At 31.4% G+C, this 24793-nt stretch carries 24 protein-coding genes; 23 read left to right on the top strand and 1 reads right to left on the bottom strand.

Features of this window, described 5'->3' with window-relative positions; all coding sequences use genetic code 11:
- Nucleotides 1–19: 19 nt before the first annotated feature.
- A complete protein-coding gene (locus HGK31_RS03030; protein WP_191858429.1) occupies nt 20–1600 on the top strand; it encodes a lytic transglycosylase domain-containing protein in 1581 nt (526 codons plus the stop codon).
- 21 nt (nt 1601–1621) lie between these two features.
- Complete coding sequence (locus tag HGK31_RS03025; protein WP_191858428.1) at nt 1622–2599, top strand: DUF4837 family protein; 978 nt, start codon at nt 1622–1624, stop codon at nt 2597–2599.
- 70 nt (nt 2600–2669) lie between these two features.
- Here HGK31_RS03025 and tatA read toward each other — a convergent pair whose 3' ends face one another.
- The gene (gene tatA / locus HGK31_RS03020) at nt 2670–2846 is read right to left on the bottom strand and encodes a twin-arginine translocase TatA/TatE family subunit (protein WP_104735106.1); all 177 of its coding nucleotides are present in this window, start codon (nt 2844–2846) and stop codon (nt 2670–2672) included.
- 117 nt (nt 2847–2963) lie between these two features.
- Here tatA and HGK31_RS03015 point away from each other — a divergent pair, with 117 nt between their 5' ends.
- The 21 genes from HGK31_RS03015 (at nt 2964) to HGK31_RS02915 (ending at nt 24753) form a co-directional block, all read left to right on the top strand.
- A complete protein-coding gene (locus HGK31_RS03015) occupies nt 2964–3833 on the top strand; it encodes a M23 family metallopeptidase (protein WP_191858427.1) in 870 nt (289 codons plus the stop codon).
- Nucleotides 3833–5335, top strand: coding sequence for a GH3 family domain-containing protein (locus tag HGK31_RS03010; RefSeq protein ID WP_191858426.1), 1503 nt, complete (start codon nt 3833–3835; stop codon nt 5333–5335). The genes HGK31_RS03015 and HGK31_RS03010 overlap by 1 nt, the downstream gene beginning before the upstream one ends.
- Nucleotides 5336–5363: 28 nt before the next feature.
- Complete coding sequence (locus HGK31_RS03005; protein WP_191858425.1) at nt 5364–7055, top strand: DUF6909 family protein; 1692 nt, start codon at nt 5364–5366, stop codon at nt 7053–7055.
- 8 nt (nt 7056–7063) lie between these two features.
- Nucleotides 7064–8128 carry a GumC domain-containing protein gene (locus HGK31_RS03000; RefSeq protein WP_191858424.1) on the top strand — a complete coding sequence of 355 codons (1065 nt, stop codon included), beginning with the start codon at nt 7064–7066 and terminating at the stop codon, nt 8126–8128.
- Nucleotides 8118–9173 (top strand): dTDP-glucose 4,6-dehydratase, encoded by a 1056-nt coding sequence (gene rfbB, locus HGK31_RS02995; RefSeq protein WP_191858423.1) that lies wholly within the window; start codon nt 8118–8120, stop codon nt 9171–9173. Before HGK31_RS03000 ends, rfbB begins: the two co-directional genes overlap by 11 nt.
- Complete coding sequence (rfbA, locus tag HGK31_RS02990; RefSeq protein WP_191858422.1) at nt 9173–10039, top strand: glucose-1-phosphate thymidylyltransferase RfbA; 867 nt, start codon at nt 9173–9175, stop codon at nt 10037–10039. Before rfbB ends, rfbA begins: the two co-directional genes overlap by 1 nt.
- On the top strand, nt 10036–10581 hold the full coding sequence (gene rfbC / locus HGK31_RS02985; protein ID WP_191858421.1) for a dTDP-4-dehydrorhamnose 3,5-epimerase: 546 nt from the start codon (nt 10036–10038) through the stop codon (nt 10579–10581). The genes rfbA and rfbC overlap by 4 nt, the downstream gene beginning before the upstream one ends.
- Nucleotides 10582–10613: 32 nt before the next feature.
- Nucleotides 10614–11471: a dTDP-4-dehydrorhamnose reductase gene (rfbD, locus tag HGK31_RS02980; RefSeq protein WP_191858420.1), complete on the top strand. Its 858-nt coding sequence runs from the start codon at nt 10614–10616 to the stop codon at nt 11469–11471.
- Nucleotides 11464–12258, top strand: a complete 795-nt coding sequence (gene cysQ / locus HGK31_RS02975; RefSeq protein ID WP_191858419.1) for a 3'(2'),5'-bisphosphate nucleotidase CysQ — start codon at nt 11464–11466, stop codon at nt 12256–12258. The genes rfbD and cysQ overlap by 8 nt, the downstream gene beginning before the upstream one ends.
- A 6-nt stretch (nt 12259–12264) precedes the next feature.
- Nucleotides 12265–12714 carry a DUF2061 domain-containing protein gene (locus HGK31_RS02970; RefSeq protein WP_191858418.1) on the top strand — a complete coding sequence of 150 codons (450 nt, stop codon included), beginning with the start codon at nt 12265–12267 and terminating at the stop codon, nt 12712–12714.
- A 5-nt stretch (nt 12715–12719) separates the two neighbouring features.
- Nucleotides 12720–13322 (top strand): adenylyl-sulfate kinase, encoded by a 603-nt coding sequence (gene cysC, locus HGK31_RS02965; protein WP_191858417.1) that lies wholly within the window; start codon nt 12720–12722, stop codon nt 13320–13322.
- Nucleotides 13315–14220 (top strand): sulfate adenylyltransferase subunit CysD, encoded by a 906-nt coding sequence (gene cysD, locus HGK31_RS02960; protein WP_191858416.1) that lies wholly within the window; start codon nt 13315–13317, stop codon nt 14218–14220. The genes cysC and cysD overlap by 8 nt, the downstream gene beginning before the upstream one ends.
- 81 nt (nt 14221–14301) lie before the next feature.
- Nucleotides 14302–15555, top strand: coding sequence for a sulfate adenylyltransferase subunit CysN (cysN, locus tag HGK31_RS02955; protein WP_191858415.1), 1254 nt, complete (start codon nt 14302–14304; stop codon nt 15553–15555).
- A gap of 17 nt (nt 15556–15572) precedes the next feature.
- The gene (locus HGK31_RS02950) at nt 15573–16103 is read left to right on the top strand and encodes a hypothetical protein (protein ID WP_191858414.1); all 531 of its coding nucleotides are present in this window, start codon (nt 15573–15575) and stop codon (nt 16101–16103) included.
- A gap of 25 nt (nt 16104–16128) precedes the next feature.
- The gene (locus HGK31_RS02945) at nt 16129–16728 is read left to right on the top strand and encodes an inorganic diphosphatase (RefSeq protein WP_191858413.1); all 600 of its coding nucleotides are present in this window, start codon (nt 16129–16131) and stop codon (nt 16726–16728) included.
- Entirely contained in the window at nt 16725–17591 is an 867-nt protein-coding gene (locus HGK31_RS02940; protein ID WP_191858412.1) for a metallophosphoesterase family protein, read from the top strand. The genes HGK31_RS02945 and HGK31_RS02940 overlap by 4 nt, the downstream gene beginning before the upstream one ends.
- A 27-nt stretch (nt 17592–17618) precedes the next feature.
- The gene (locus HGK31_RS02935; RefSeq protein WP_191858411.1) at nt 17619–20144 is read left to right on the top strand and encodes a hypothetical protein; all 2526 of its coding nucleotides are present in this window, start codon (nt 17619–17621) and stop codon (nt 20142–20144) included.
- A gap of 3 nt (nt 20145–20147) precedes the next feature.
- Entirely contained in the window at nt 20148–20903 is a 756-nt protein-coding gene (locus HGK31_RS02930; protein WP_191858410.1) for a VTC domain-containing protein, read from the top strand.
- Nucleotides 20904–20923: 20 nt separating this feature from the next.
- Nucleotides 20924–21601, top strand: coding sequence for a DUF4956 domain-containing protein (locus HGK31_RS02925; protein ID WP_191858409.1), 678 nt, complete (start codon nt 20924–20926; stop codon nt 21599–21601).
- 6 nt (nt 21602–21607) lie between these two features.
- The gene (locus tag HGK31_RS02920) at nt 21608–23455 is read left to right on the top strand and encodes a CotH family protein (RefSeq protein WP_191858408.1); all 1848 of its coding nucleotides are present in this window, start codon (nt 21608–21610) and stop codon (nt 23453–23455) included.
- Between the two features lie 11 nt (nt 23456–23466).
- On the top strand, nt 23467–24753 hold the full coding sequence (locus HGK31_RS02915; RefSeq protein WP_191858407.1) for an MATE family efflux transporter: 1287 nt from the start codon (nt 23467–23469) through the stop codon (nt 24751–24753).
- Nucleotides 24754–24793: the final 40 nt, after the last annotated feature.

Here is a 24793-nt window from a genome sequence, read left to right as displayed (position 1 = left end):
ATGATATAAATAAGCAACAATGCAACAACCTACAATATGCTACTTTTTAATTTTCTTCCTGACATATAGTTTGTCAGCACAAGATACTATTCCAAATACTTCAAGAATTCCACAAGAAAAATTGGTTGCAAGTGAGCAATATGAATTAGATACCATTATAGACGGTAAGGAATTCTACAAAAAACAAATTCAAATTACACCAGATTCTACAGTTATAAAGTCTTTGGAAGACAATGATTTTGCAGCAGAATTAGATCAAAAGTGGCTAGACGAATTATATAGTAACGATTTATTTGATACGATTTACAACACCATTTCAGAATTAGATTACAAGGAGGTTTATTATCCGGAATTACCTACAGACACTCTAAAAGCACGCTTGGCATTGTTGAATGCCAAAACACCGTTTAATGTTGAATACAATCCATCTTTAGAAAGTGTTATAAAATCGTTCTTAAAAAATAGAAGACAATATTTTGAAAGACTAATTGGCTTGAGTCATTTTTACTTTCCAATGTTTGAGCGAGAACTAGACAACTATGATGTGCCATTGGAGGTAAAGTATCTTGCTATAGTTGAATCTGCTTTAAAACCTAGGGCAAAATCTAGAGTTGGCGCAACTGGTCTATGGCAGTTTATGTTTGCAACGGGTAAATATTATGGGTTAAATGTAAGCAGTTATGTAGATGAACGTTCAGATCCCATAAAGTCAACCGAAGCAGCAGCCAAATATTTATCATCACTATATACTATTTTTGGCGATTGGGATTTGGCATTGGCCGCCTATAATTCCGGACCAGGAAATGTATCTAAAGCCATTAGACGTTCAGGTGGTTATCAGAATTACTGGAATATTCGTCATAATCTTCCACGTGAAACAGCAGGATATGTCCCAGCATTTCTAGCAACCATGTATATTATGGAATACGCGAAAGAACACGGCTTAATTTCCGAAAAACCAGCGTTTCATCATATTGAAACAGATACTATTGTTGTTAAACAAATGATTACACTTGATCAAGTTTCAGAAGCTACAGGTGTTAAAATGGAAGAGTTACAGTTTTTAAACCCTTCTTATAAACTAGACATCATTCCATATATAAAAGGAGAAAATTACGCTTTACGTTTACCTCGTTCGGCAATTGGAGTTTTTGTAAATAACGAACAAGCCATATATGCAGCTGCTCAAGCTGAATTTGATGCTAGAGAAAAACCACTTCCACAATTTTTTGATAGTGATAGTAAGGTGCGCTATCGTGTTCGCTCTGGTGATTATTTAGGTAAAATTGCTCGAAAATATGGTGTAAGGGTGAGTCAAATAAAACAATGGAATGGATTACGAAGTAATAATTTAAGAATAGGCCAGCGATTAACTATTTATCCCAGAAAACCAGTGGCAACAAGTCAAGTAGCAAGTTCAAGCACTTCAAAATCAAGCTCAAGTGGGTCATCAAGCACTTATACCGTTAAAAGTGGTGATTCGCTTTGGAGCATTTCTCAAAAATTTCCAGGAGTTTCTGTACAAAATATTCGAGATTGGAACGATATTAGTGGTAACAAATTAAAACCAGGAATGAAACTTAAGATTTCAAAAAGTTAGTTTCATCAAAACAATTTAAATATGCGTAAAATTCTAACTGCTTTTGTAGCTATCACAGTAATTTTTTCATGTCAAGATGGTAAAAACTCAAACCAAAAAATACTTTCAAAATCATCTGGAAACATAAACAATTTGTCAGTAGTCATTGATAATGACCTATGGGAAGGATCAGTGGGAGAGGCCGTAAGAGATGTTTTTGCTGCTCCAGTACATGGTCTTAATCAGGATGAACCATTATTTAAGTTAAGTCAAATTCCACCTTCAGTTTTTTCTGGGTTTGCTACTAAAAATAGAATAGTATTAAAAATTGAAAAAGGAAATGAAGCTCAAGTCAAAATTGCTAAAGACGCTTTTGCCAAACCACAAAAATTAGTTATTGTCTCTGGGAATTCCAATCAAGAAATTATTGATCAAATACAAGAAAATGCAGATCGTATGATTATGTCATTAAAAAATGAAGAAATTAAAGAGCGACAACGTCGTACCAAATTATCTCTGCATAAGAATAATAATATTAAAGAGAATTTAGGAATAAGTATTGAGTTTCCATCGGCATATAGGATTGCGAAAGAAACGGATAATTTCTATTGGATACGAAAAGATATTACAACAGGAACAACTAATATCATGCTTTATGAACTGCCTTATGGCACTATTAAAGAGAATGATAGTTTGGTAAATCAAATTATCAAAATGCGTGATTCAATAGGTCAAATTCATATTCCAGGACCAACAGACGGTTCCTTTATGGTAACAGAAATGGCTTATTCTCCTTTCTTAACAAAAACCACAATAGATGATAAAACCGCATATGAAACTAAAGGTCTTTGGGATGTGAAAAATGCTTTTATGTCTGGTCCTTTTGTAAATTATGTTATCAATGATGAAGCAAATAACAGACAACTTGTAGTAGAAGGTTTTGCTTTTGCGCCATCTGTTGAAAAACGTGATTATATGTTCGAATTGGAATCAATTATAAAATCTATCAAGTTTGAATAACGATTCAACAAAATTAAATACAAAAAAACCCAACTAATTTAGTTGGGTTTTTGCTTTATTAAAAAAGAATTTACTCTTTTTTATCTTTATCTTCTTCTTTACTAGCGTCTTTAAATTCCTTGATACCACTTCCTAAACCACGCATTAATTCAGGTATTTTTTTTCCGCCAAATAAAAGCAATACAACCACTACAATCAATATAATTTGCCATGGTCCTGGTGCTAAAAATATACTTAATGAAATCATCGCTTTGTTATTTAAGCTACAAAGTTAATAATTATACTTTAATATACTCGTTTAATCTCTAACTTTAGTATTTAGTTGTCTAGGTATGATATTATTTTATTTAATTTAGCGATACGTATGAGCAATAAAAATAAAAAGCAGAGAAGATTCGCTAAAAAATTACTAAACAAGTACCGTTTAGTGATTTTAAATGAAGATACTTTTGAAGAAAGAATATCTTTCAAGCTTACAAGGCTAAACGTATTTGTTTTAATATCACTGCTATCTATTTTTCTCATTGTAGCTACAACTATTCTAATAGCCTTTACGCCTTTAAGAGAATATATACCAGGTTATTCTTCAACCGAACTAAAAAAGAGAGCTACAGAATTAAATTATAAAACGGACTCTTTACAGCAAGTGATAGCCATTAACGAACAATATTTCTCAAGTATTAAAAAGGTATTATATGGTGAGGTTAGTACTGTAGATTTTAATAGGGATTCTATAATAGAAGCGACAAAAACCGAAGCAAAGAACATCAATCTAACACCTATTAAGGAGGACTCTATACTTCGCGATAAAGTAAAAAAAGAAGATAAATACAATTTGTTTGAATCAGCCAAACTCAATTCGAGTTTTATACTGTTCCCGCCTGTGAAAGGTACTATATCTCAAGACTATAATGCTAAAGAAAGACATTACGCTGTTGACATTGTAACTGAAAAAGATACACCTGTAAAAGCAACAGCTGATGGCACAGTTATTTTTGCCGAATGGACTACTGAAGCCGGATATGTTATTATTTTAGAGCATTCACAAGGGTTAATTTCGGTTTATAAACACAATGCATTTATAACTAAATCTCAAGGTGATTTAGTATTGGCAGGTGAAGTGATTGCGACAACTGGAAATACAGGCGAATTAACAACAGGACCACACTTACATTTTGAATTGTGGAGTGATGGTTACCCAATTAATCCAACAAATTTTATAGACTTTAATTAATGTTTTCAATTAAATCTGCATTAGCAAAACCATTTGCCAAAATTGTTGCAAGAAAAATAAATAGATGGGCAAACAACCCAATAGAGACTCAAGAAAAAGTTTTCTCTAAACTCATAAGCGAAGCCAAACAGACCAAATTCGGGAAAGATCATAGTTTTGACAATATTCAGAGTCATGATGATTTTGTTAAACACGTTCCGGTTAGAGATTATGAAATGTTGAGAAATTATATAGATCTAGTTGTAGAAGGTCGTGAAAACATATTATGGAAAGGTAAACCATTATATTTTGCCAAAACAGCTGGAACAACCTCTGGTTCAAAATATATTCCTTTAACTTCAGAAAGTATGCCTTATCACATTAAGGCTGCTAGAAATGCTATATTGATGTATATAGCCGAAACAGGGAATAGTACGTTTGTCAATGGTAAGATGATTTTTTTACAAGGGAGTCCAGTTTTGAATAAGAAAAATGATATTCAACTCGGTCGATTGTCTGGAATAGTTGCTCATTATGTACCAAAATACCTCCAAAAAAACAGAATGCCATCTTGGGAGACTAATTGTATTGAGGATTGGGAGGAAAAAGTAAACGCGATTGTAACCGAAACTTTACCTGAAAACATGACGGTAATTTCAGGAATTCCTTCATGGGTTCAGATGTATTTTAAAAAAATACAAGAACGAACAGGAAAAAAGGTGGGTGATGTTTTTAAGAATTTCAGCCTATTTATTTTTGGGGGTGTTAATTACGAGCCCTATCGTTCAAAATTTGAAAATTTAATTGGAAGAAAGGTTGACAGCATAGAATTATATCCAGCTAGTGAGGGTTTTTTTGCATTTCAGGATAAGCAAAACGAAAAAGGTATGCTGTTACAATTAGATTCAGGAATTTTCTATGAATTTATAAAAGCGGACAATTTTTTTGATGAAAACCCTAAACGTATAACCTTAAAAGATGTTGAAGTTGGTGTAAATTACGTTATGATTGTTTCAACAAACGCAGGTTTGTGGGCATATAATCTTGGAGACACGGTGGAGTTTATATCCATAAAACCATTTCGGATTATTGTATCAGGTAGAATCAAACATTTTATATCTGCATTTGGAGAGCATGTTATTGGAAAAGAAGTTGAACAAGCACTAAAAGAAGGTGTTGAGGGGTTGGGAATCCAAATAACAGAATTTACCGTAGCACCACAGATAAATCCTGACGCTGGATTACCATATCATGAATGGTTTATAGAATTTGAAGATCATTCAATAGATATTAATGCTTTAGAATTAAAAATAGACCAATCACTTCAAGAACAGAATAGCTATTATAATGATTTAATTTCAGGGCAAGTTTTAAGGCCATTAAAAATAACTAAAGTCCAAAAAAATGGTTTTCAGGACTATATGAAATCTATTGGAAAATTAGGCGGTCAAAACAAACTACCGCGCTTGTCAAATGACAGAAAAATAGTCGATAGATTGGAACAATTAGGATTGACTAAATAATAGTATATTTGGGCACTAAATTTTTTCTATGAGTAATAAAAAACATCATGCTAGAACGAGAGCTCAAGAAAGCTCAAATGCTATTGAAAGAATGTACATTACCATGCGGCACTTATTTAACAGAGGGTTTTACAAACCAATGGGTGTTTCTGGAGAAACTCTACGTGAGGCATTATTATTGTTACGGCCAGAAATTTATGGTTCTATTGCTGATGATAAAGCAGAATTAGAAGGACTTTTGTATGTTATTGATAGACTACCTCAAGGTATTGAAGAATGCACATTTATAAACCTTACTAGTGATGAAGGTTACGCCAATTCACATTTTAAAGCTATTATTCCGCCTAAAAGACGCCGAAACTGTTACCGCATTGATGACGAGCAAATGAACATTGAGATCACTAGAGGGCGTTCAGAAATTTATGATATTCTTACACATCTAACGTTTATGTTTATTGAATCACATAAAATAAGTAAGCGAGTTATTATAGATGAAAACGGAAATACAACAAGAGATTGGATTAAACTTGAAAAAGCCGTTTTATCTAAAAACAAACTCTCTCAAAATGAACGTGAAATAGCCATAACTCATACTGCTAACATACTTGGCAGAACATTTAACGAATTGAGTCAAGTTTACAACCAATTTAGCACCAAGGATCAACCAGAAAGACTTCTGCATATAGTCTATTGGTTAGGAAAATTAGCCATAGAAGAAGTTGTAAATAACAACAAGCGTACAGTAACTTTTAGTCCGGTTTTAAGAGAAAGATTAGGACACCACATACATGGGGAAATTTGGGCAGACAATATTAAGAATATCCTTCTAAAGAATGAGTTAATAAACAAACCTATTCATATTATAAGTGCCAACATGCATAGTGTTATGAATACGCTGTTTTCAAATAGAGCATTAAAAACATTACAAAACAAAAAAGGTGTTTTTGGGGTTTATGAGGACTTAAGCAAAAAAGAAAATGAATCACTACGCAATAAAGTGAGTAAAGAGGCGTTGCAGAATGGAATGATTTATATTCCTGATACATCGGGAACGAATATTGATGTTCAAATTTTTGACACAAACAAAATAGATGTTTCAACTTTGGATTTAGGTGTTAATAAATTAAATGATAATTCTGACAAACCTGTAATTTTGGTTATGGACTACGCTTTTGGCGAACAAGCTTACGAAACTATTGATGAACTCCTTAAACCAATAAAAAGTGACGAGAAAAACGTACACCTTAATGTGTCATCAATCTCAATAATGGGAAAAGCTGGAATTTTGGAAGGTGGAAAAGGAGATATTATGATTCCTTCTGCGCATATTTTTGAAGGAACTGCTGATAATTACCCTTTTACAAACGAGTTAAGTAAGTCCGATTTAGAAGGAGACAACGTAAATGTTTTTGAAGGCGCCATGATAACTGTGCTTGGAACATCTTTACAGAATAAAGACATTTTAAAATTCTTTTTCAATTCTACATGGAATGTTATTGGTTTGGAAATGGAAGGAGCGCATTATCAAAAAGCTATACAAGCCGCTTCAAAAATAAGAAAAACTATTAATCCAGACGTTAAAGTACGCTACGCTTACTACGCCAGTGACAACCCTTTAGAGACAGGTAGTACTTTGGCTTCAGGAGGATTGGGAACTTCAGGTGTAAAACCAACCTATTTAATAACAAGAAAAATATTACAACAAATATTTAATAACTAACAGTAGATATGAGCAGTCAACCACAACAGCCTCAAAACACAAATGACGAAGTAGATTTAGGGCAATTATTTAGACTTATAGGTGATGTATTCAATAGATTTATAAATTTCATTGGTTCTATATTTAAAGCAATTTTTTCAGTTTTTATTTATGGGCTAAAAGCGATTGTTGTAAACTTCAAGATTATTGTCATTAGCTTGATTGTAGCAGGTCTTTTAGGTTATGGTTTACAAAAGCTCAAACCAAACACCTATGAGTCAACTATGTTGGTAAAAACATATTACGATTCAAAGTATCAACTAGTTGATAATATTAATTACTATAATTCATTAGTAGCCGAAGAAGACTATACAACACTTTCAGAAATATTTGAAGTTAATGAAGATGTTTTGAACAGTATAGTTAGCTTTGAAATTGATCGAGGACCCGAAACAGAAAATGATCAAGTAAAAGAGTATAACAAATTTCTTAAGTCATTAGATTCTGTGGCTGTGAAAGATGAAATTACGTTGCAAGAATTTATTGATAATAGAAGTGAATATTATGGAGACTTCTTTTCCATTACTGTTACTTCATTACAAAAAGATATTTTTCCAAAATTGAATACAGGGTTGGAGAACTCATTTACAAATCTTTATTCGTTAAAGAAAAAACAGAAAAGTGACTCTCTTATTGGGATTCAAAAGAAAAACATATTGGATCAGTTAAACCAAGTTGATTCCTTACAACAGGTATATATCAAAGTTCTAGCGGATGAATCTCAAGCTAAAAAGTCAGAAATTAGTTTAGGTGATGGTGGATTTACATTAAGCAGTGATAAATCAAACACCAAGGAATATGAGTTACTGAACAAAGAAATTGAATTAAGAAATCAATTAAAAAGCTTGGAAGAACGAAAAGTAAATGAAGATGTGTTTTTTGAGGTTATTTCAAGTTTCCAAAAAGTTGGAAAGAAAACATCTAAATGGTACACAAATTATCTTTTGGTATTTCCTGTTTTAATATTTTTCATTTTATGTGGTATTTACCTAACCAAAAAACTAGTTAGATACGTAGTTCAATATGAAGCATAAAAAATCAATTTTAATTACAGGTGGCGCAGGTTTTATTGGTTCTCATGTGGTGCGTTTATTTGTAAACAAATATCCTGATTATCACATTTTCAATTTAGATTTGCTAACTTATGCAGGCAACCTTGAAAACCTACAAGATGTTGAAAAAAGCTCAAATTATTCTTTTTTAAAGGCCGATATCACCAATGAACCTGAAATCAATAAACTTTTTGATTTATATAGGTTTGAAGGGGTTATTCATCTAGCTGCTGAATCGCATGTAGATCGATCCATTTCTGATCCATTAGCATTTGTAAAAACCAATGTTATGGGTACCATGGTGCTTTTGAATGCATTCAAAAAAATTTGGGAGGGAGATTTTAACGGAAAGCGTTTTTATCATATTAGTACCGATGAAGTTTATGGGACTTTAGGTGATACAGGATTATTTTCTGAAACGACACCATACGATCCTAATTCACCATATTCGGCTTCAAAAGCTAGTTCTGATCATTTTGTAAGAGCTTATGGTGAAACATATAAATTACCTTATATAATTTCAAATTGCTCTAATAATTATGGTGAGAATCAGTTTCCTGAAAAACTAATACCTTTATTTATTAATAACATATTGGAAAACAAAATGCTTCCTGTTTACGGCGACGGCAATTATACAAGAGATTGGCTCTACGTTAAGGATCATGCAGAAGCAATTGATTTAGTTTTTCATAAAGGCAAGAATACAGCAACTTACAATATTGGAGGATTTAATGAATGGAAAAATATTGATTTAGTAAAATTGTTATGCCAACAAATGGATGTAAAATTAAGTAAACCTAAAGGGACATCTGAAAAACTCATAACTTTTGTTAAAGATAGACCAGGTCATGATTTACGTTATGCAATTGATGCTTCTAAAATAAGCCAAGAACTCGGTTGGAAGCCTTCCGTCACTTTTGAAGAAGGGCTGTCTAAAACAATAGACTGGTATTTAAACAATAAGGACTGGCTAGAGAATGTAACATCAGGTGCTTATCAAACATATTACGAAAAGCAATACAAATAATGAAAGGAATAATTTTAGCAGGAGGATCAGGAACTAGGCTTCATCCATTAACACTATCAATAAGTAAGCAACTCATGCCTATTTATGATAAACCAATGATTTATTATCCGCTTTCAACTCTTTTGTATGCTGGAATTAAAGAAATACTGATAATTTCTACCCCAAAAGATTTACCATTATTTGAAGATTTGTTGGGAGATGGTCAAAAATATGGATGCAACTTTAGTTACGCAACTCAAGAAAAGCCTAATGGATTGGCTGAAGCATTCCTAATTGGAGCCGATTTTATAGGTGCTGATAAAGTAGCTTTGATTCTGGGAGATAATATTTTTTACGGAACAGGTCTGGCAAAATTATTACAAAGTAACAATGATCCGGACGGAGGCATTATTTATGCTTATCGTGTACATGACCCTGAACGTTATGGTGTAGTTGAGTTTGATAAAGAGGGTCAAGCCATTTCAATAGAAGAGAAGCCAGAAAACCCAAAGTCAAATTATGCTGTTCCCGGTATTTATTTCTACGATAATTCAGTAATTGATATAGCCAAAAACATCAAACCAAGTCATAGAGGAGAATTGGAAATAACAGATATAAACAAGGCCTATTTAAGTCAAGGGAAATTAAGTGTAAGTATTCTAGATCGCGGAACCGCTTGGTTGGATACTGGAACATTTCAATCTCTAATGCAAGCCTCACAGTTCATAGAGGTGATTGAAGAAAGACAAGGGTTAAAAATTGGTTCAATTGAAGCCGCAGCTTTTGAAATGGGTTTTATAAATCGTGATGCATTTAAAGAATTAGCCAAACCCTTGTTAAAAAGTGGTTATGGTAATAATCTATTAGGTTTGCTAGATAGAGAATGAAAGTAATCAAAACAAAATTAGAAGGCTGTTTAATTTTTGAACCCGATGTCTTTTGTGATTCAAGAGGCTATTTTTTTGAAAGTTTTAATCAAGATAAATTTAACAAATTAACCAATCTTGATGTGAAATTTGTTCAAGATAATGAATCATTTTCCACTAAAGGTGTATTAAGAGGTCTTCACTATCAAATCGGGGAATTTGCTCAAGCAAAATTAGTACGAGTTATTAGCGGAAGAATTTTGGATGTCGTGGTAGATTTAAGAGAGAATTCTTCAACCTGTGGAAAATATTTAGCAACAGAGTTGTCAAGTGAAAACAAAAGGCAAATGTTTATACCTAGGGGTTTTGCACACGGATTTATTGTGCTAAGTGATACAGCTATTTTTTCATATAAATGTGATAATTATTATAATAAGCCTGCTGAAAGAGGTATCTTATTCAATGATAAAAAATTGAATATAAACTGGCAATTACCTCATAAAGACCTCATTATTTCAGAAAAAGATTTAGCTTTACCAAAATTGGAAAATGCTGAATTTTAAGGAGTATTCGATTCAAAATCTAAACAAATCAGATGAAAACAGTTTTAGTTACTGGATCACGAGGTCAGCTAGGGAAGTCTATTTTAGATATAGTAAAAAAGCACTCTCAATACCATTTCATTTTCACAAATCAACCTCAAGTAGATGTTACCAATTATAAAAGCATCAAAAGTATATTTGACAAGAACAAAATAGACTGGTGCATTAATTGTGCCGCTTATACCAAAGTCGATTTAGCCGAATCTGAACCAGAAATAGCTTTTTTAATTAATGAAGAAGGCTCCAAAAATTTAGCAAATATTTGTAAAGAAAATAATACAAAACTTATCCATATTTCAACAGATTTTGTTTTTGATGGTGCTAGTAAAACACCTTATTTAGAAAGCAGTATTACTAACCCTATTAATACTTATGGGCTTTCAAAACTACAAGGAGAACTAGAAATTGAGAAAGCACTTAAAGAATATTATATCATAAGGACAAGCTGGCTTTATTCTGAATATGGTAAGAACTTTTTAAGAACCATGTTACGTTTGTCTAAAAACAATAATGAATTAAAAGTAGTCAACGATCAAAATGGTTCACCTACTTATGCAGGTGATTTAGCTGAAGTAATTCTTAAAATAATTGAAGATGATTCGGAAAATTATGGTCTTTATAATTATAGTAATAAAGGTCAAACTACCTGGTATGGGTTTGCCAAAGAAATTTTTCAACTAACAGGAGGTAATACTCAAGTTAAACCAATAGATTCAGAAGAATATAGAACGGCAGCCAAACGGCCTCAATACAGTGTTTTAAATTGTGACAAAATTGAAGAAGCCTATAAATTAGAAATACCAAACTGGAAAACAAGTTTAAAAAAAGCTATTACCAAACTATATGAATAAAAATTTAGCAATCGCGATAGAAGCCTCTTTAAAAGCAGGAAAGGTCATTATGGAGGTGTATGACACTGCTTTTAATGTGGAATTAAAGGATGATAAATCACCTTTAACTGAAGCTGATAAAAAAGCTAATGATATTATTAATTCTTATTTATTTGACACAGACATACCGATTATCAGTGAAGAAAACAAACAAACGGATTATAATGTGAGAAGTAAGTGGACAGATTGCTGGGTTGTAGATCCAGTTGATGGCACCAAAGAATTTATAAAAAGAAATGGTGAATTTACAGTAAACATTGCTTATGTCAAAAATGGCCTACCAATTTTAGGAGTAATTTATGTTCCGGCTATAAAAGTTCTTTATTTTGCTGATGTATCAAACAATTTAGCTCACAAGGCACAGCTAGAATCGCATGATGCATTAATTGATGAGGTTGTCAAAAATTCTGAAATTCTAAAACCTAAACGTACAGATTCAAACGAAGTTCATGTTGTTGGAAGCCGTTCACATATGAGTCAGGAGACTTTGGATTTTGTAGAGAATTTAAAACAATCAGGGAAATCTGTAGAAATTGTATCAAAAGGAAGCTCCTTAAAGTTTTGTTTGGTTGCTGAAGGTCAAGCAGATGTTTACCCAAGGTATGCACCAACTATGGAGTGGGACACAGCTGCAGGTCAGGCCATTTGTAATGCGGTTGGCGTTCAAGTAATTTCTCATGAAACCAATCAACCATTATTATATAACAAAGAAAATTTGTTAAACCCTTGGTTTCTTGTATCCAAATAATATAGTATGACGAAATACAAACAAGAATCTCATGCTAGAAGCCTTTTAAAAGGTATTTCTTGGCGAATAGTTGCAACTTCAGATACTATTCTGGTGGTTCTTTTGGTAACCTGTCTTACTGGTAATTGTAGTATAGATCATGCCATAAAAATTGGTGCTGCTGAATTTCTAATCAAATTTATTATTTATTACTTTCATGAACGATTATGGCAATTTGTACAACGTGATGGTGTTGTAACATCAAGAAAAACACTTTACAAAACAATATCTTGGCGTATAGTGGCTACAACTATGACATTCTTTATTTCTGGAGCAATATTAAACGCCTATGATGAAATTGCATTATATATAGCTATTACCGAATTATTTACGAAATTTGCACTGTATTATTTACACGAACGTATGTGGTTGAAATTACCGCTTGGAAAAATTCGAAATTTCTTTAAGAAAAACTAAAATTAATGAACAAAAATATTGTTCCTCACGATTATCAAATTTCAAAGGAAGATAGACAAAAATTAAAAAAGCACAATTCTTTTCTTTTGTGGTTTACAGGTCTTTCAGGATCAGGAAAATCCACAATAGCAAATGTCGTAGAACAAGAGTTATTTCGTTTAGGCATAAATACGTATTCATTAGATGGTGACAATATTAGGAAAGGTATAAATAGCGATTTAACATTTTCTCCGGAAGATAGGACTGAAAACATAAGAAGAATTGCAGAAGTAGCCAACTTACTTGTTGATGCAGGAATTGTAACCCTTGCGGCCTTTGTTTCGCCATATAAAAAAGACCGTGAGAACATTAAAAGTGTCGTTAAAGATGTTAACTTTGTTGAGATTTATGTGAACACCAGTTTAGAAGAATGTGAACGACGCGATGTAAAAGGACTTTATAAAAAAGCTCGTGCTGGTGAAATAAAAAACATGACAGGAATATCAGCTCCTTATGAGGCACCTGAAAATCCTGATATTGAGATAAATACTGAAGAAGTATCTGTTGAAACAGCAGTGAAACAGATATTAGATTATATAAGACCAAAATTACAACTCAAAAATGAGTAAGTATTATTTAAATTATCTAGACGAGTTAGAAAGCGAAGCTATTTTTGTTTTGCGCGAAGTATGGGCTCAATTTGAAAACCCTGTCATCTTGTTTTCAGGAGGCAAGGATTCTATTCTTGTGACACATTTAGCTAAAAAAGCATTTTATCCAGCAAAGATTCCTTTTCCACTTATGCATGTGGATACAGGACATAATTTCCCTGAAACCATTCAATTTAGAGATGACATCATTAAAGAATTGGGTGTTCAGTTAATAGTTGGCTCTGTGCAAGAATCAATAGATGAAGGACGGGTAGCTGAAGAACGTGGTAAAAATGCTACTAGAAATGCTTTACAAATCACAACGCTTTTAGATGCCATTGAGACCAATAAAATAGATTGCGCCATAGGAGGCGGAAGACGAGATGAAGAAAAAGCAAGGGCGAAAGAACGCTTTTTTTCACATAGAGACGATTTTGGGCAGTGGGATCCAAAAAACCAGCGTCCAGAATTATGGAACATCTTTAACGGGAAACACTTTGAAGGCGAGCATTTTAGAGCGTTTCCAATAAGTAATTGGACTGAAATGGATGTTTGGAATTATATAAAACGTGAAAATATAGCTATTCCATCTTTGTATTTTGCTCATGAACGCGAAGTGGTTTGGCGTCAAGACTCATGGATTCCAAATTCAGAGTTTCTGGTTTTAGAAGACCATGAGGAAATTGTAACTAAAAAAATTCGTTTTAGAACTTTAGGTGATATTACCATTACAGGTGGAATAGAGTCAGACGCTGATACTTTAGAAAAAATTGCCGATGAAGTCTCTGGTATGCGCCAAACTGAGCGTGGAAACAGAAGTGATGACAAACGTTCAGAGTCCGCTATGGAAGACCGTAAGCGTCAAGGATATTTTTAATCAAATTTATAAATCAATTGTCATACTGAATTCTACATTGAAGCATTGAAAGATAGTTCAGTATCTCATATAAAAAGTAGCATGTTAGATAACAATCAATTATTACGGTTTACAACAGCAGGAAGTGTTGACGATGGGAAGAGCACATTAATTGGCCGTTTACTTTACGATTCAAAATCTATTTTTGAAGACCAATTACAAGCTATTGAAAACACGAGTAAAAAGAAAGGACACAACGGAGTTGATTTAGCTCTATTTACTGACGGATTAAGAGACGAAAGGGAGCAAGGTATCACCATTGATGTGGCTTATCGTTATTTTACAACCCCAAAAAGGAAGTTTATAATTGCCGACACTCCAGGTCATATTCAATATACTAGAAATATGGTTACTGGAGCCTCAACAGCCAATGCAGCTATTATTTTGGTAGATGCTAGACATGGCGTTATTGAACAAACAAGGAGGCATTCTTTTATTGCTTCATTGCTTCAAATCCCACACGTTATAGTATGTATAAATAAAATGGATTTGGTTGATTATTCTGAAGAAGCGTACAACAAAGTCATTGAGCAATTTGAAGAATTTTCTTCTAAAATGTTGGTTAAAGATGTTCGTTTTATACCCATTAGCGCCTTATTAGGAGATAATGTGGTTAATCGCTCAAAAAACATGGATTGGTATCAAGGAGCACCATTATTACACACACTTGAAACCATGCACATTAGCAGTGATATTAACAAAGTAGATGCACGTTTTCCTGTTCAAACTGTTTTAAGACCACAGCGTGATGGTTTTATTGACTATAGAGGGTATGCAGGACGAGTTGCTAGTGGTGTATTAAGAAAAGGCGATGAGGTGACGGTTATGCCTTCTGGTTTTACTTCAAAAATTAAATCTATTGACACTCTGGAAGGCGAACATGATGAAGCCTTTGCCCCAATGTCAGTTGCAATCACATTAGAGGACGATATAGATATTAGTCGTGGTGATATGATTGTTAGATCAAATAACAAACCTGAAGCGTCACAAGACTTGGAAGTCATGCTTTGTTGGTTACACAATGATGCCGCCAAGCCAAGAGCTAAATACACTATCAAGCATACTTCCAACGAGCAAAAGGCCATGATAAAAGAAGTTATTTACAAGTATGATATTAATACACTTGAGCGTAATATGCATGATAAAGACTTAGGCATGAATGATATATCTAAAGTTAAAATTCGTACTACAAAACCGCTAATGGTTGATTCTTACAGAGAAAACAGAACAACAGGAAGTATTATACTTGTTGATGACGCAACCAATGAAACGGTTGCTGCCGGGATGATTGTTTAATTGAAAATTAAAATTACATGTTAAAAAAATCTTTTTTGTTTTTATTAATATTAGTTTCATGTAACAACAATAAAAAAGAGCAAATAGAAGGAGAAACCAGCAACGACAGTTTAGCTTTAAATAAACCCAATGAGTTAGTGGTAATTATGACTTTTAACACTAACAAACCAGATACATTCAAATTCATATTAAATAATATTTTTATTGATGAATTTCAAAAAAAAAACATTCATATTCTTGAAAAAACTATTCCTACAACTGATTATGGAAAAATAGTTGCGAAATTTGGAGCAAATAATATTTCAAATGTTCTTCAAATTAGTTTAGGTGGTAAAGAAGTTAAGGAAGTTGAAATAAAATCTATTGATATTTCATTTGCTGATAATAATCTACACATTTCTGGTAATGAAATTGACAAGTATTTTAAGTTTAACAAATTTATTTCTTTTGAAAAAAGTTCAAATAAACTAGTTACAAAAAAAATTAATGGTAAGCATGTACCTTACATGACCCTAAAGAAATCATTTATCAAAAAGTTACGAGAATAGTTTAATTTTCTCTTAATTGTTATTTATGTTAGTTAAAAGCAGCATTTTATTAATTTTTATCTTTACAATTATATCATGTACTGAAAAAGTAAACTATTATAATCTACCAACTTTTTCAAATGATGGTGTTTTAAATGCTGTAATAGAAATTCCAGCTGGAACAAATAAAAAATATGAGTTTCATAAGGAAGAAAATACCTTCAAAATAGATAAAGAAAATGGGCAGGATAGAATTATAAATTTTTTACCCTATCTGGGAAATTATGGCTTTATTCCAGCTACATTTTCAGACCCCAATAAAGGAGGTGATGGAGACGCTATAGATGTATTAGTATTATCTGAAAGTGTAAAAACAGGCTCCGTGATGGAAATAATTCCTATATCTGTTTTAAAACTGATTGATGACGGAGAGTTAGATTACAAAATTATCGCTATTCCCAAAAACATAGACCAACAAATTATTAATGCTAACAGCTATAAAGACTTAAAGGAGTATTATCCCGAAATACAACAAATCATTGAGATGTGGTTCTTAAACTACAACAAAAATGACGAGACTCAAATTCATGGATGGGGGAATGAACAAGAGGCTTTAAAAGAGATTAATAATAACCTAAAAATATGAAACGTTATTTTTTCTTCTTATTGTTAATTTCAATGGTTTCGTGTAAAGAAACAGAGCAAAAAGACTTTTCTTTTTTTATTGCAGGACACACTTATGGAGATCCTTTGAAAAAAGGAGGTAATAATGGTTTATACAAGCCATTTACTAATAAAATACCGCTTATAAACAGCCAGAACAATATGGAGTTTGGTGTTTTGCTGGGTGATGTTGTTTGGAAACCGAACAAGTGGCAACAAGCCAAAGCTGATATTTCTAAATTCAATATGCCTATTTATGTTGCAAGAGGTAATCACGATGGACCATTGGATAAGTTTGAAGCTGACTTTGGAAAATCATACAAAAGCTTTGTTTTAAATGATAATCTATTTGTGATTTTAGATCCAAATATTGATAAATGGAATATATCAAATGAACAATTGGTTTTTTTAAAAAACAGATTAAGAATTGAGGGGAAAAATGTGAAAAACATATTTATTTTTTGTCATCAGGTAATTTGGTGGTCAAAAGACAAATCCCCAATACCTAGACCTAATTCGTTGCAAAACAAAGCTGAAACTCCAAATTATTGGTCAGTGATTGAACCCATTTTAAGAGAATTAGAAAAGCCTGTATATTTGTTTGCAGGCGATGTTGGTGCATTTTCTAAAGAACGAAAGAAAAAAAATCATATAATTGAATATTCTTACCAAAATACAGATAATATTACCTATATATCATCTGGAATGGGAGGAGGCGTTCGTGATAACTTTGTTATTGTAGATGTTTCCAAAGAAGGCATAGTAAGCTTCAGGTTAATTCACTTGAACGGAAATGACATAAATTCATTAGGAAAATTAGAAGATTATACAATCTCGATTGATTAAAGCAATCGAGGATTTAAATAAAAACAAATGCTTAATTGGATTACAAATACTAACTTAAGATTTATACTGGGAATTCCTTTAATTCTTCTCGTATTGAGCCTATTGTTTTATAAAAGTAATGATTCTGAAGCAATAACTAGCGATTTTAATCCTTACTACCCCAAAGCGCCACTAGATTACGGTAACGTCTTATTTGAAAACAGGAAAAATGACTCTACTTTTTTTTCAGCAATTATTGAAAAATATGGCAGCAGAGAATTGATAGTTGCTAAAGCTTCTACACAGCGCCAAGATTTAGAGTCTGATTTTGACATACAATTACACAGTATTGACCCTAAAGCGAGTATAATTAATCTTTCAATAAACAACTCTGGGGTTATTTATAATTATAATCAAAAATCTTATTGTGTTTTTAGAAAGGCTTTGCCTTTTATTAACTTTAATACAGCTTCAATAAAGAAGAAAACCTATAATAAGTTTCAAGAAAAATGGTTTGACACAATTAGTAACTCACTTAAAGCAGTTGCTCCCCAATTAATCAATCAAAGCGCGAAACCGATTAAAAGTGTTCCTAATCCATACACTAGTTTATTTCAGAATCATTTAAATGCGTATGACATTCAATATTTACCAACATTTTATTATGTGGAAAATGATTCTTTGTTTTCTACAAGAGAAAATGTGACAAATTATTCTAAAAATAGTGGTGCAACAATTGGCCTAATCAAAAATACTAATGCTTTTTTCCAAGCTATTAATGACCATAAAAGCCTTTTAGATTTTATAGATTTTAAAGGCGAACAAAGTAAGTTGGCTATCAAGCTTTGTAATGATTTTGCTGCTTCTAAAATTAGTTTAGATAAATTTATTGCAATAGATAAGTTAGCAAACTATATGGCTTTATTTACGGTATATGCCAATAAAATTGATGACACTTTTTATTTGATTTATAATAAAGACACAAACTTACTTGAACCGTTTTTTGTTAGTTCAAGTCACTTAGGAAAGACTATTGATTATTTAGAGAAACCATTAATAAATGACCTAAAATTTCAAGAACTATATATTAAAACCCTAGAGGAACTTTCAAACCAAGACATTTTCAATAGTTTATTAAATGATATTGAAACCTTTGAAAAAGAGCTTGTTTTGATAAATAGTTATTATCCAAAGGTTATTTTTGATTTTGATATTTTAAAAATAAACCAAAGAGGCATTAACAGTAATCTTTATATAAACAAATCAATAAAACCAGAATTAGTATCAATCGATAACAAAAAAATAGAACTACTGGTTTCTAACATAAGCCACTATCCAATTCAGATTAATGGGTTGAATTATGAAAATAAATTGATAACTGAACTAAACCCTAAGCAATTATTATTAAGCGGAAATCATGATACAATACGTATTGATTTACCTCAAAGTTTTCAAAATCTATTTGTAAGCAAAAAAAATAAACAAACAGGATTTATTTTACACAAACATATTTTTGATTTAAATATTTCATATACAATACTTGGTTTAAACAACTCTTTAACATCAACAATATTACCTTATACTGAAAGAGAAACTATAGAAGACGATTTATTTAGAAACCCAAAATATATTAATAATCATAGTGATATTGTGGTTTCTAACGACACCATCTCCTTTAAAAATAAAAACGTAACCATTAGTGAACCCTTGGTTATTCCTAGTGATCACATTTTTAAAATTGAAAAAGGAACAGTTATCGATATTTTAGAAGGCGGAAAAATAATATCTCACTCACCATTAAATTTTCAAGGTACTGCTGATAATCCTATAGTTTTTGAATCCACGGATAATAAAGGCCAAGGGTTACTAATTTTAAGTGATCAAAAACAATCGATTTTAAATTATGTTGAGTTTAATAATTTAAGAAACCCGATTCATCAAAACTGGAGTGTTACAGGAGCAGTTACATTTTATGAATCGCCAGTTAAGTTAAATCATATTTCAATAAAAGGTAATAAATGTGAAGATGCGCTAAATGTTGTGAGAGCAAAATTCATAATGACTAATAGTAGTATTTCTGAAACGCAATCAGATGCATTTGATGGTGATTTTGTCAATGGAACAATAAAGAATTGTCGCTTTGATAATTTGGGTAATGATGCAATTGATGTTTCAGGGTCAGACTTAATTGTTGACAATGTTTATATAACCAATGCTGGAGACAAAGGCCTAAGCGCAGGCGAAGACAGTAGAATGACCATTATAAATGTTGAAGTTTCACAAAGCGAAATAGCGGTTGCAGGTAAAGATTTATCTATAGTCAAAATTGAAAACTTGAAAATTTATAAAACCAAATTAGCTTTTACTGCTTTTCAAAAGAAACCAGAGTTTGGACCATCAAATATTACTGTTAATATAGTTAAGATGACCGATGTTGAAACAAAATATCTTATTGAAAACACATCATCATTAATAGTTGATGGGCAAAAAATAGAATCAACAGAGAATGTTAAGGACAGAATGTACGGTGTGGAGTTTGGTAGAAGTAGTGCAGAAACCAGAAATAGCCAATAACCTATGGAAAATGTGTTTGTAAATAAATTGAAAGAGTTTCTTGGAGATAGCAATTTTTCTGCAATTGATAAAAAACATAACTTTCGTTATGAACGAAAATTTACAGTACCAGATAACTTTTCTCTTAAAACAATAGAACAGTATATAAAACAAAACAAAGCTCTTTTTAGAGAAGTTTTCCACTTGCGTCAGGTTAATAACATCTACTTTGATACTGCGGGTTACAATGACTATTTTGATAATGTACTTGGCGTTTCTAATCGAAAAAAAATTAGAATTCGATGGTATGGAGATACCTTTGGGAATATTCAAAAACCTGTTTTAGAAATTAAAATTAAAAAAGGAATTGTTGGAGATAAGTGGTCTTATAAACTTGAGTCATTTGATTTAGACAATAAGTTTACTAATCAATACATACAAGGTATATTTAGAAAATCTAATTTACCAGAACCAATTTTGGAATCAGTGAAAATGGTTGTTCCAACACTGCTTAATTCTTATTCAAGGAAATACTATTTATCTGCAGATAATAAGTATAGAACCACTTTGGATTTTAATTTATTGTATCATAGAATTGATAAACGATTTAATAATTTTAATTTAGCGCCAAAGTACGACGAAAACAAGATTATTGAATTAAAGTATGGATTAGATGATGACCAAAAAGCTAATGCGATATCAACACAATTTCCCTTTAGATTAAACAAAAACTCAAAATACGTAAACGGCGTAAACACGATTAAACATTTTCCACAATAAGCAACTAACATTATTATACAATGCAAGAACAATCTTTTTTAACCGACATTGCAAATCAATTTGGATCCGGAGAATCATCACTAATTGATTTTTTAATTAATATTTTTATTACCATCATTTTATCTTACATCATAGGATTGGTGTATTCTAAATATGGAAATTCATTATCTAACAGAAAAAAACTAACACAAACCTTCGTTCTGATAGCGGTCACGGTTATGTTGGTCATATCAATAGTAAAATCATCTCTAGCATTATCACTAGGTCTTGTAGGAGCATTATCTATTGTTAGGTTTAGAACGGCTATTAAAGAGCCTGAAGAACTAGTTTACTTTTTTGTTGCCATAGCACTAGGATTGGGAATGGGAGCCAATCAGCGTATTGTTACACTCATTGGAGCTGTAATTATCATATTCTATATTGTAATTCAAAATTATAATTCAGTTAAGAGAACTGTTCAGCAAAACTTAATCATTACGCTATCAAATACATCTGATAAAGCCCTAGATGAGAACCAAATACTGGATATACTTAAAAAGCACAGTTCCCAATTAAGCTTAAGACGATTAGACGAAGTAAATAACACAACAGAATTATCATTGAGTGTAGAGTTTACTGACTTTAATGATATAATAAATGCTAAAAATGATTTAAAGACTTTAGGAGATATTCAATTCAGTTTTATAGAAAACTATTAAATTCTTATGAAGCTAAAAACTTCAAATAGCAACAACTATTACCTTTTAGGAGGATTATTAATTTTAATAGTCCTCTTAACCTCATTGAAGAATTTTAGCAAAAAATCATCAAAATATATTTCAGCACCTGAAAATATTGAGCAAAAAACCACATTAAATTTTTTACAGCTCACGTTTAATGAAAAAAGCTACCAAAAACTAAAAAAGAAAAAAAATAAAGCATTAGAACTTGGGATTCTAGAGACTAGTGATTCTGATTATGTTCCAGCTACAGTTACCTATAACTTTAAAGAATACAGAGCCGAAGTAAGACTTAAAGGTGATTGGATAGATCACTTAAGGGGTGACAAATGGTCTTTTAGAGTGAAATTAAAGGACGACCAAACCATAATGGGAATGCGTAAATTCTCAATTCATAGACCAGGAACTCGAGGATTTATTAATGAATGGCTATACCATAGAGCCATTAAAGATGAAGATTTAATAGGGCTGCGTTATGATTTTTTAGAGAGTGCAATTCATGTTAAATTAGATAACAGTTCTAATTATATTTCAAAAGATGTTGGTATTTATGCTATTGAAGAATCGTTTGATAAAAGAACCATCGAAAGTAACAAACGTAAGGAAAGTATTATTTTGAAATTCTCTGAAGATCCATTTTGGAATAATGTAAAAATTTCAAAAAGAACTGGTAATCTTTCTGGTATTGAATGGAAAGAATTCATGGATTATAAGGTTGATTATCCTATTTCTGTATTTGGTGAAGGTAAAGTTCTTGAAAACCAAAGTATGCGAAACTATTTTAAAACAGGTAAAGCACTTTTGTTGGATTCATATAGAGGTAACAAAACACTTGATGAAGTTTTTGATATTAAAGAGTTGGCAATGCAAAATGCCATTTTAAATTTGTTTGGGGCAACTCATGGACTACCTCTTATTAATGTACGATACTATTACAACCCAATAACGAGCAAACTAGAACCCATTGCTTTTGACGGTAATTCAGGTCAATTATTGGACGAATACAAGCATGTTCCGTTTTTAGATAAATCTAAAGACACTGTTTATTTAAAAGAATTAGCTTATGCTATAAATAAGGTATATAAACCAAACTACCTCGATAATCTTTTAAATAAATATAAAAATGAACTTGCAAACTATAACTCTGTTTTAAAAAAAGAGTTTAAATGGAATCTTTTAAATATAAATCATTTAAGATCTAATCAGGCTGTTTTAAAACAAGAACTAATAAGTTTAAAAGAGCGCTTTAATTTATCTGATATTACCCTAAACATTGACTCAATAAATACATCAAATAGGATTAATCTTGAATTACCAAAAATAAATTTATGGAGAAAAAAAGATATTGATTTAAAGTCTTTATCATCTAATAAATCTATTTATAAAGTAGAGAGAAAAGATACCATAAACAATGCTTATGTTGCCATTAAAGATATCAAGTTAAAAAGCACCAAAAGAGTTGAAGTCACTGTTAGAGTTAAACCAGATGGTAAAGGAGATTTCTTTGGATTAAGAATTCAAGGGAGTTATCCAAGCCGTACAGATGCTGTTTTTAATTTGAGAAGCGGCAAGTTAAAAGGCATCAGATCTGCCCATGGTTTTTCTTCAGAAAAAGCCGAAATTAAATTATTAAATAATGGTTGGGCTGAATTAAAAATCGAGACAATAGCAAATACTCATAACATAGATTTACTTATTGGGCCTGCCTCTCAAAATAGTTGGGTTTCCCAATGGGAAAGACCATCTAGAAATATAAATGCTATCTTAATTGATGTTTCAAGTATTCAAATAAAACAAATGGATGATTCATTAACTGTACTTGGCGAAAATTGAAAAACACTTTTATGAAAAAAACCTTTTATAAAAAGAGTTTTAGCGTCCTTCTTTTAAGAATCATAGGAATTATTTTTCAATTTGCAACCTTACTTTTAATCACTAATTTCTTTCTTGATAAAACTGTTGGACAGTTTAATTATATCAATTCTGTACTAATACTGTTGAGTTCAATTTGCTTGTTAGGCATGAATGAATCCTTTATACAGTTTTCTGGAAAGTTGGAAGCAGAAAAGAATCAGGATAAAATAAAGGCACTTTATTTTAAAAAGTTGAAAATACTCATTCTATCTTTTATCTTTTTTTTAGGAATATATATTTTTTTTGCTAGGGTTCTTGAAGTCTCATTTTTTGATACCGAGAGCGTGTATTTGTTTGATAAAATTTTTATAGCATTATTTTTCTTATCGCTATCAATGCTAAATATACAAGTGATTAGGGCTTTAAGAAAATTATTCTCTTCGGAACTTTTTAGAAATGTATTTAGGTACGGATTGATATTAATTTGGATAATTACCGTTATGCTCTTCAATCTTCCTGAATATTTTATACTTGATGCATTTATTATTACATTTTCATTAATTTCAATTATTACTACAGGTTATATTTTGAATCTTACCAAGTCGCAATTAAACGCTTCTAAATTAGCATTTAGCACCAAAGAAATTATTAAGATTTCTTTCCCTATGTCATTAAGCTTTATCTCTTTACTGCTTATGCAAAGCTTTGATATCATCATGTTGGAATATTTTAAAAATATCGAACTAGTTGCTTATTATGGCGTAAGTGTTAAACTGACTTTAATCGTTGGTGTGATGTTACAAGCCATAAATTCAGTAATAGCGCCAGATATTTCAAAATTTTGGTTTCAGAATGATTTAGAAAGATTAAATAATTTAATAAAAAAGGCCATAAAATTAAACTTCATTGCAACGATACCATTGATTGTGGTAATGATTCTCTTTCATGAATATATTCTAGGTTTTTTTGGACCTAATTATTACAAATCCAAACACGCATTACTCATTTTACTTTCAGGACAAATTATTAATTCGCTATCTGGTTCTGTAGCTCTATACTTAAATATGACTGGGAGGCAGAAGATATTGTTGTACTTTTTGATTGTATCAGCTTTAGCCAATATTGTTCTAAACTTAATTCTGATACCGAAATATGGTATGGTTGGCGCTGCAATTAGTACAGCCTTTTCATTGATTCTTTGGAATTTATCAGGAGTTATATATGTTTACAAAAACGATAAAATATTACTATTTGTAAATTATAAAACATTTAAATAAATCATGCGCTATCTTCAATAGAAATTAATTTATAAAATGT

The sequence above is a fragment of the Hanstruepera ponticola genome, from assembly GCF_012931685.1.
GTDB lineage: Bacteria > Bacteroidota > Bacteroidia > Flavobacteriales > Flavobacteriaceae > Hanstruepera > Hanstruepera ponticola.
Note: the sequence above shows the minus strand (reverse complement) of the source record. Positions and strands in the feature narration are given on the sequence as shown.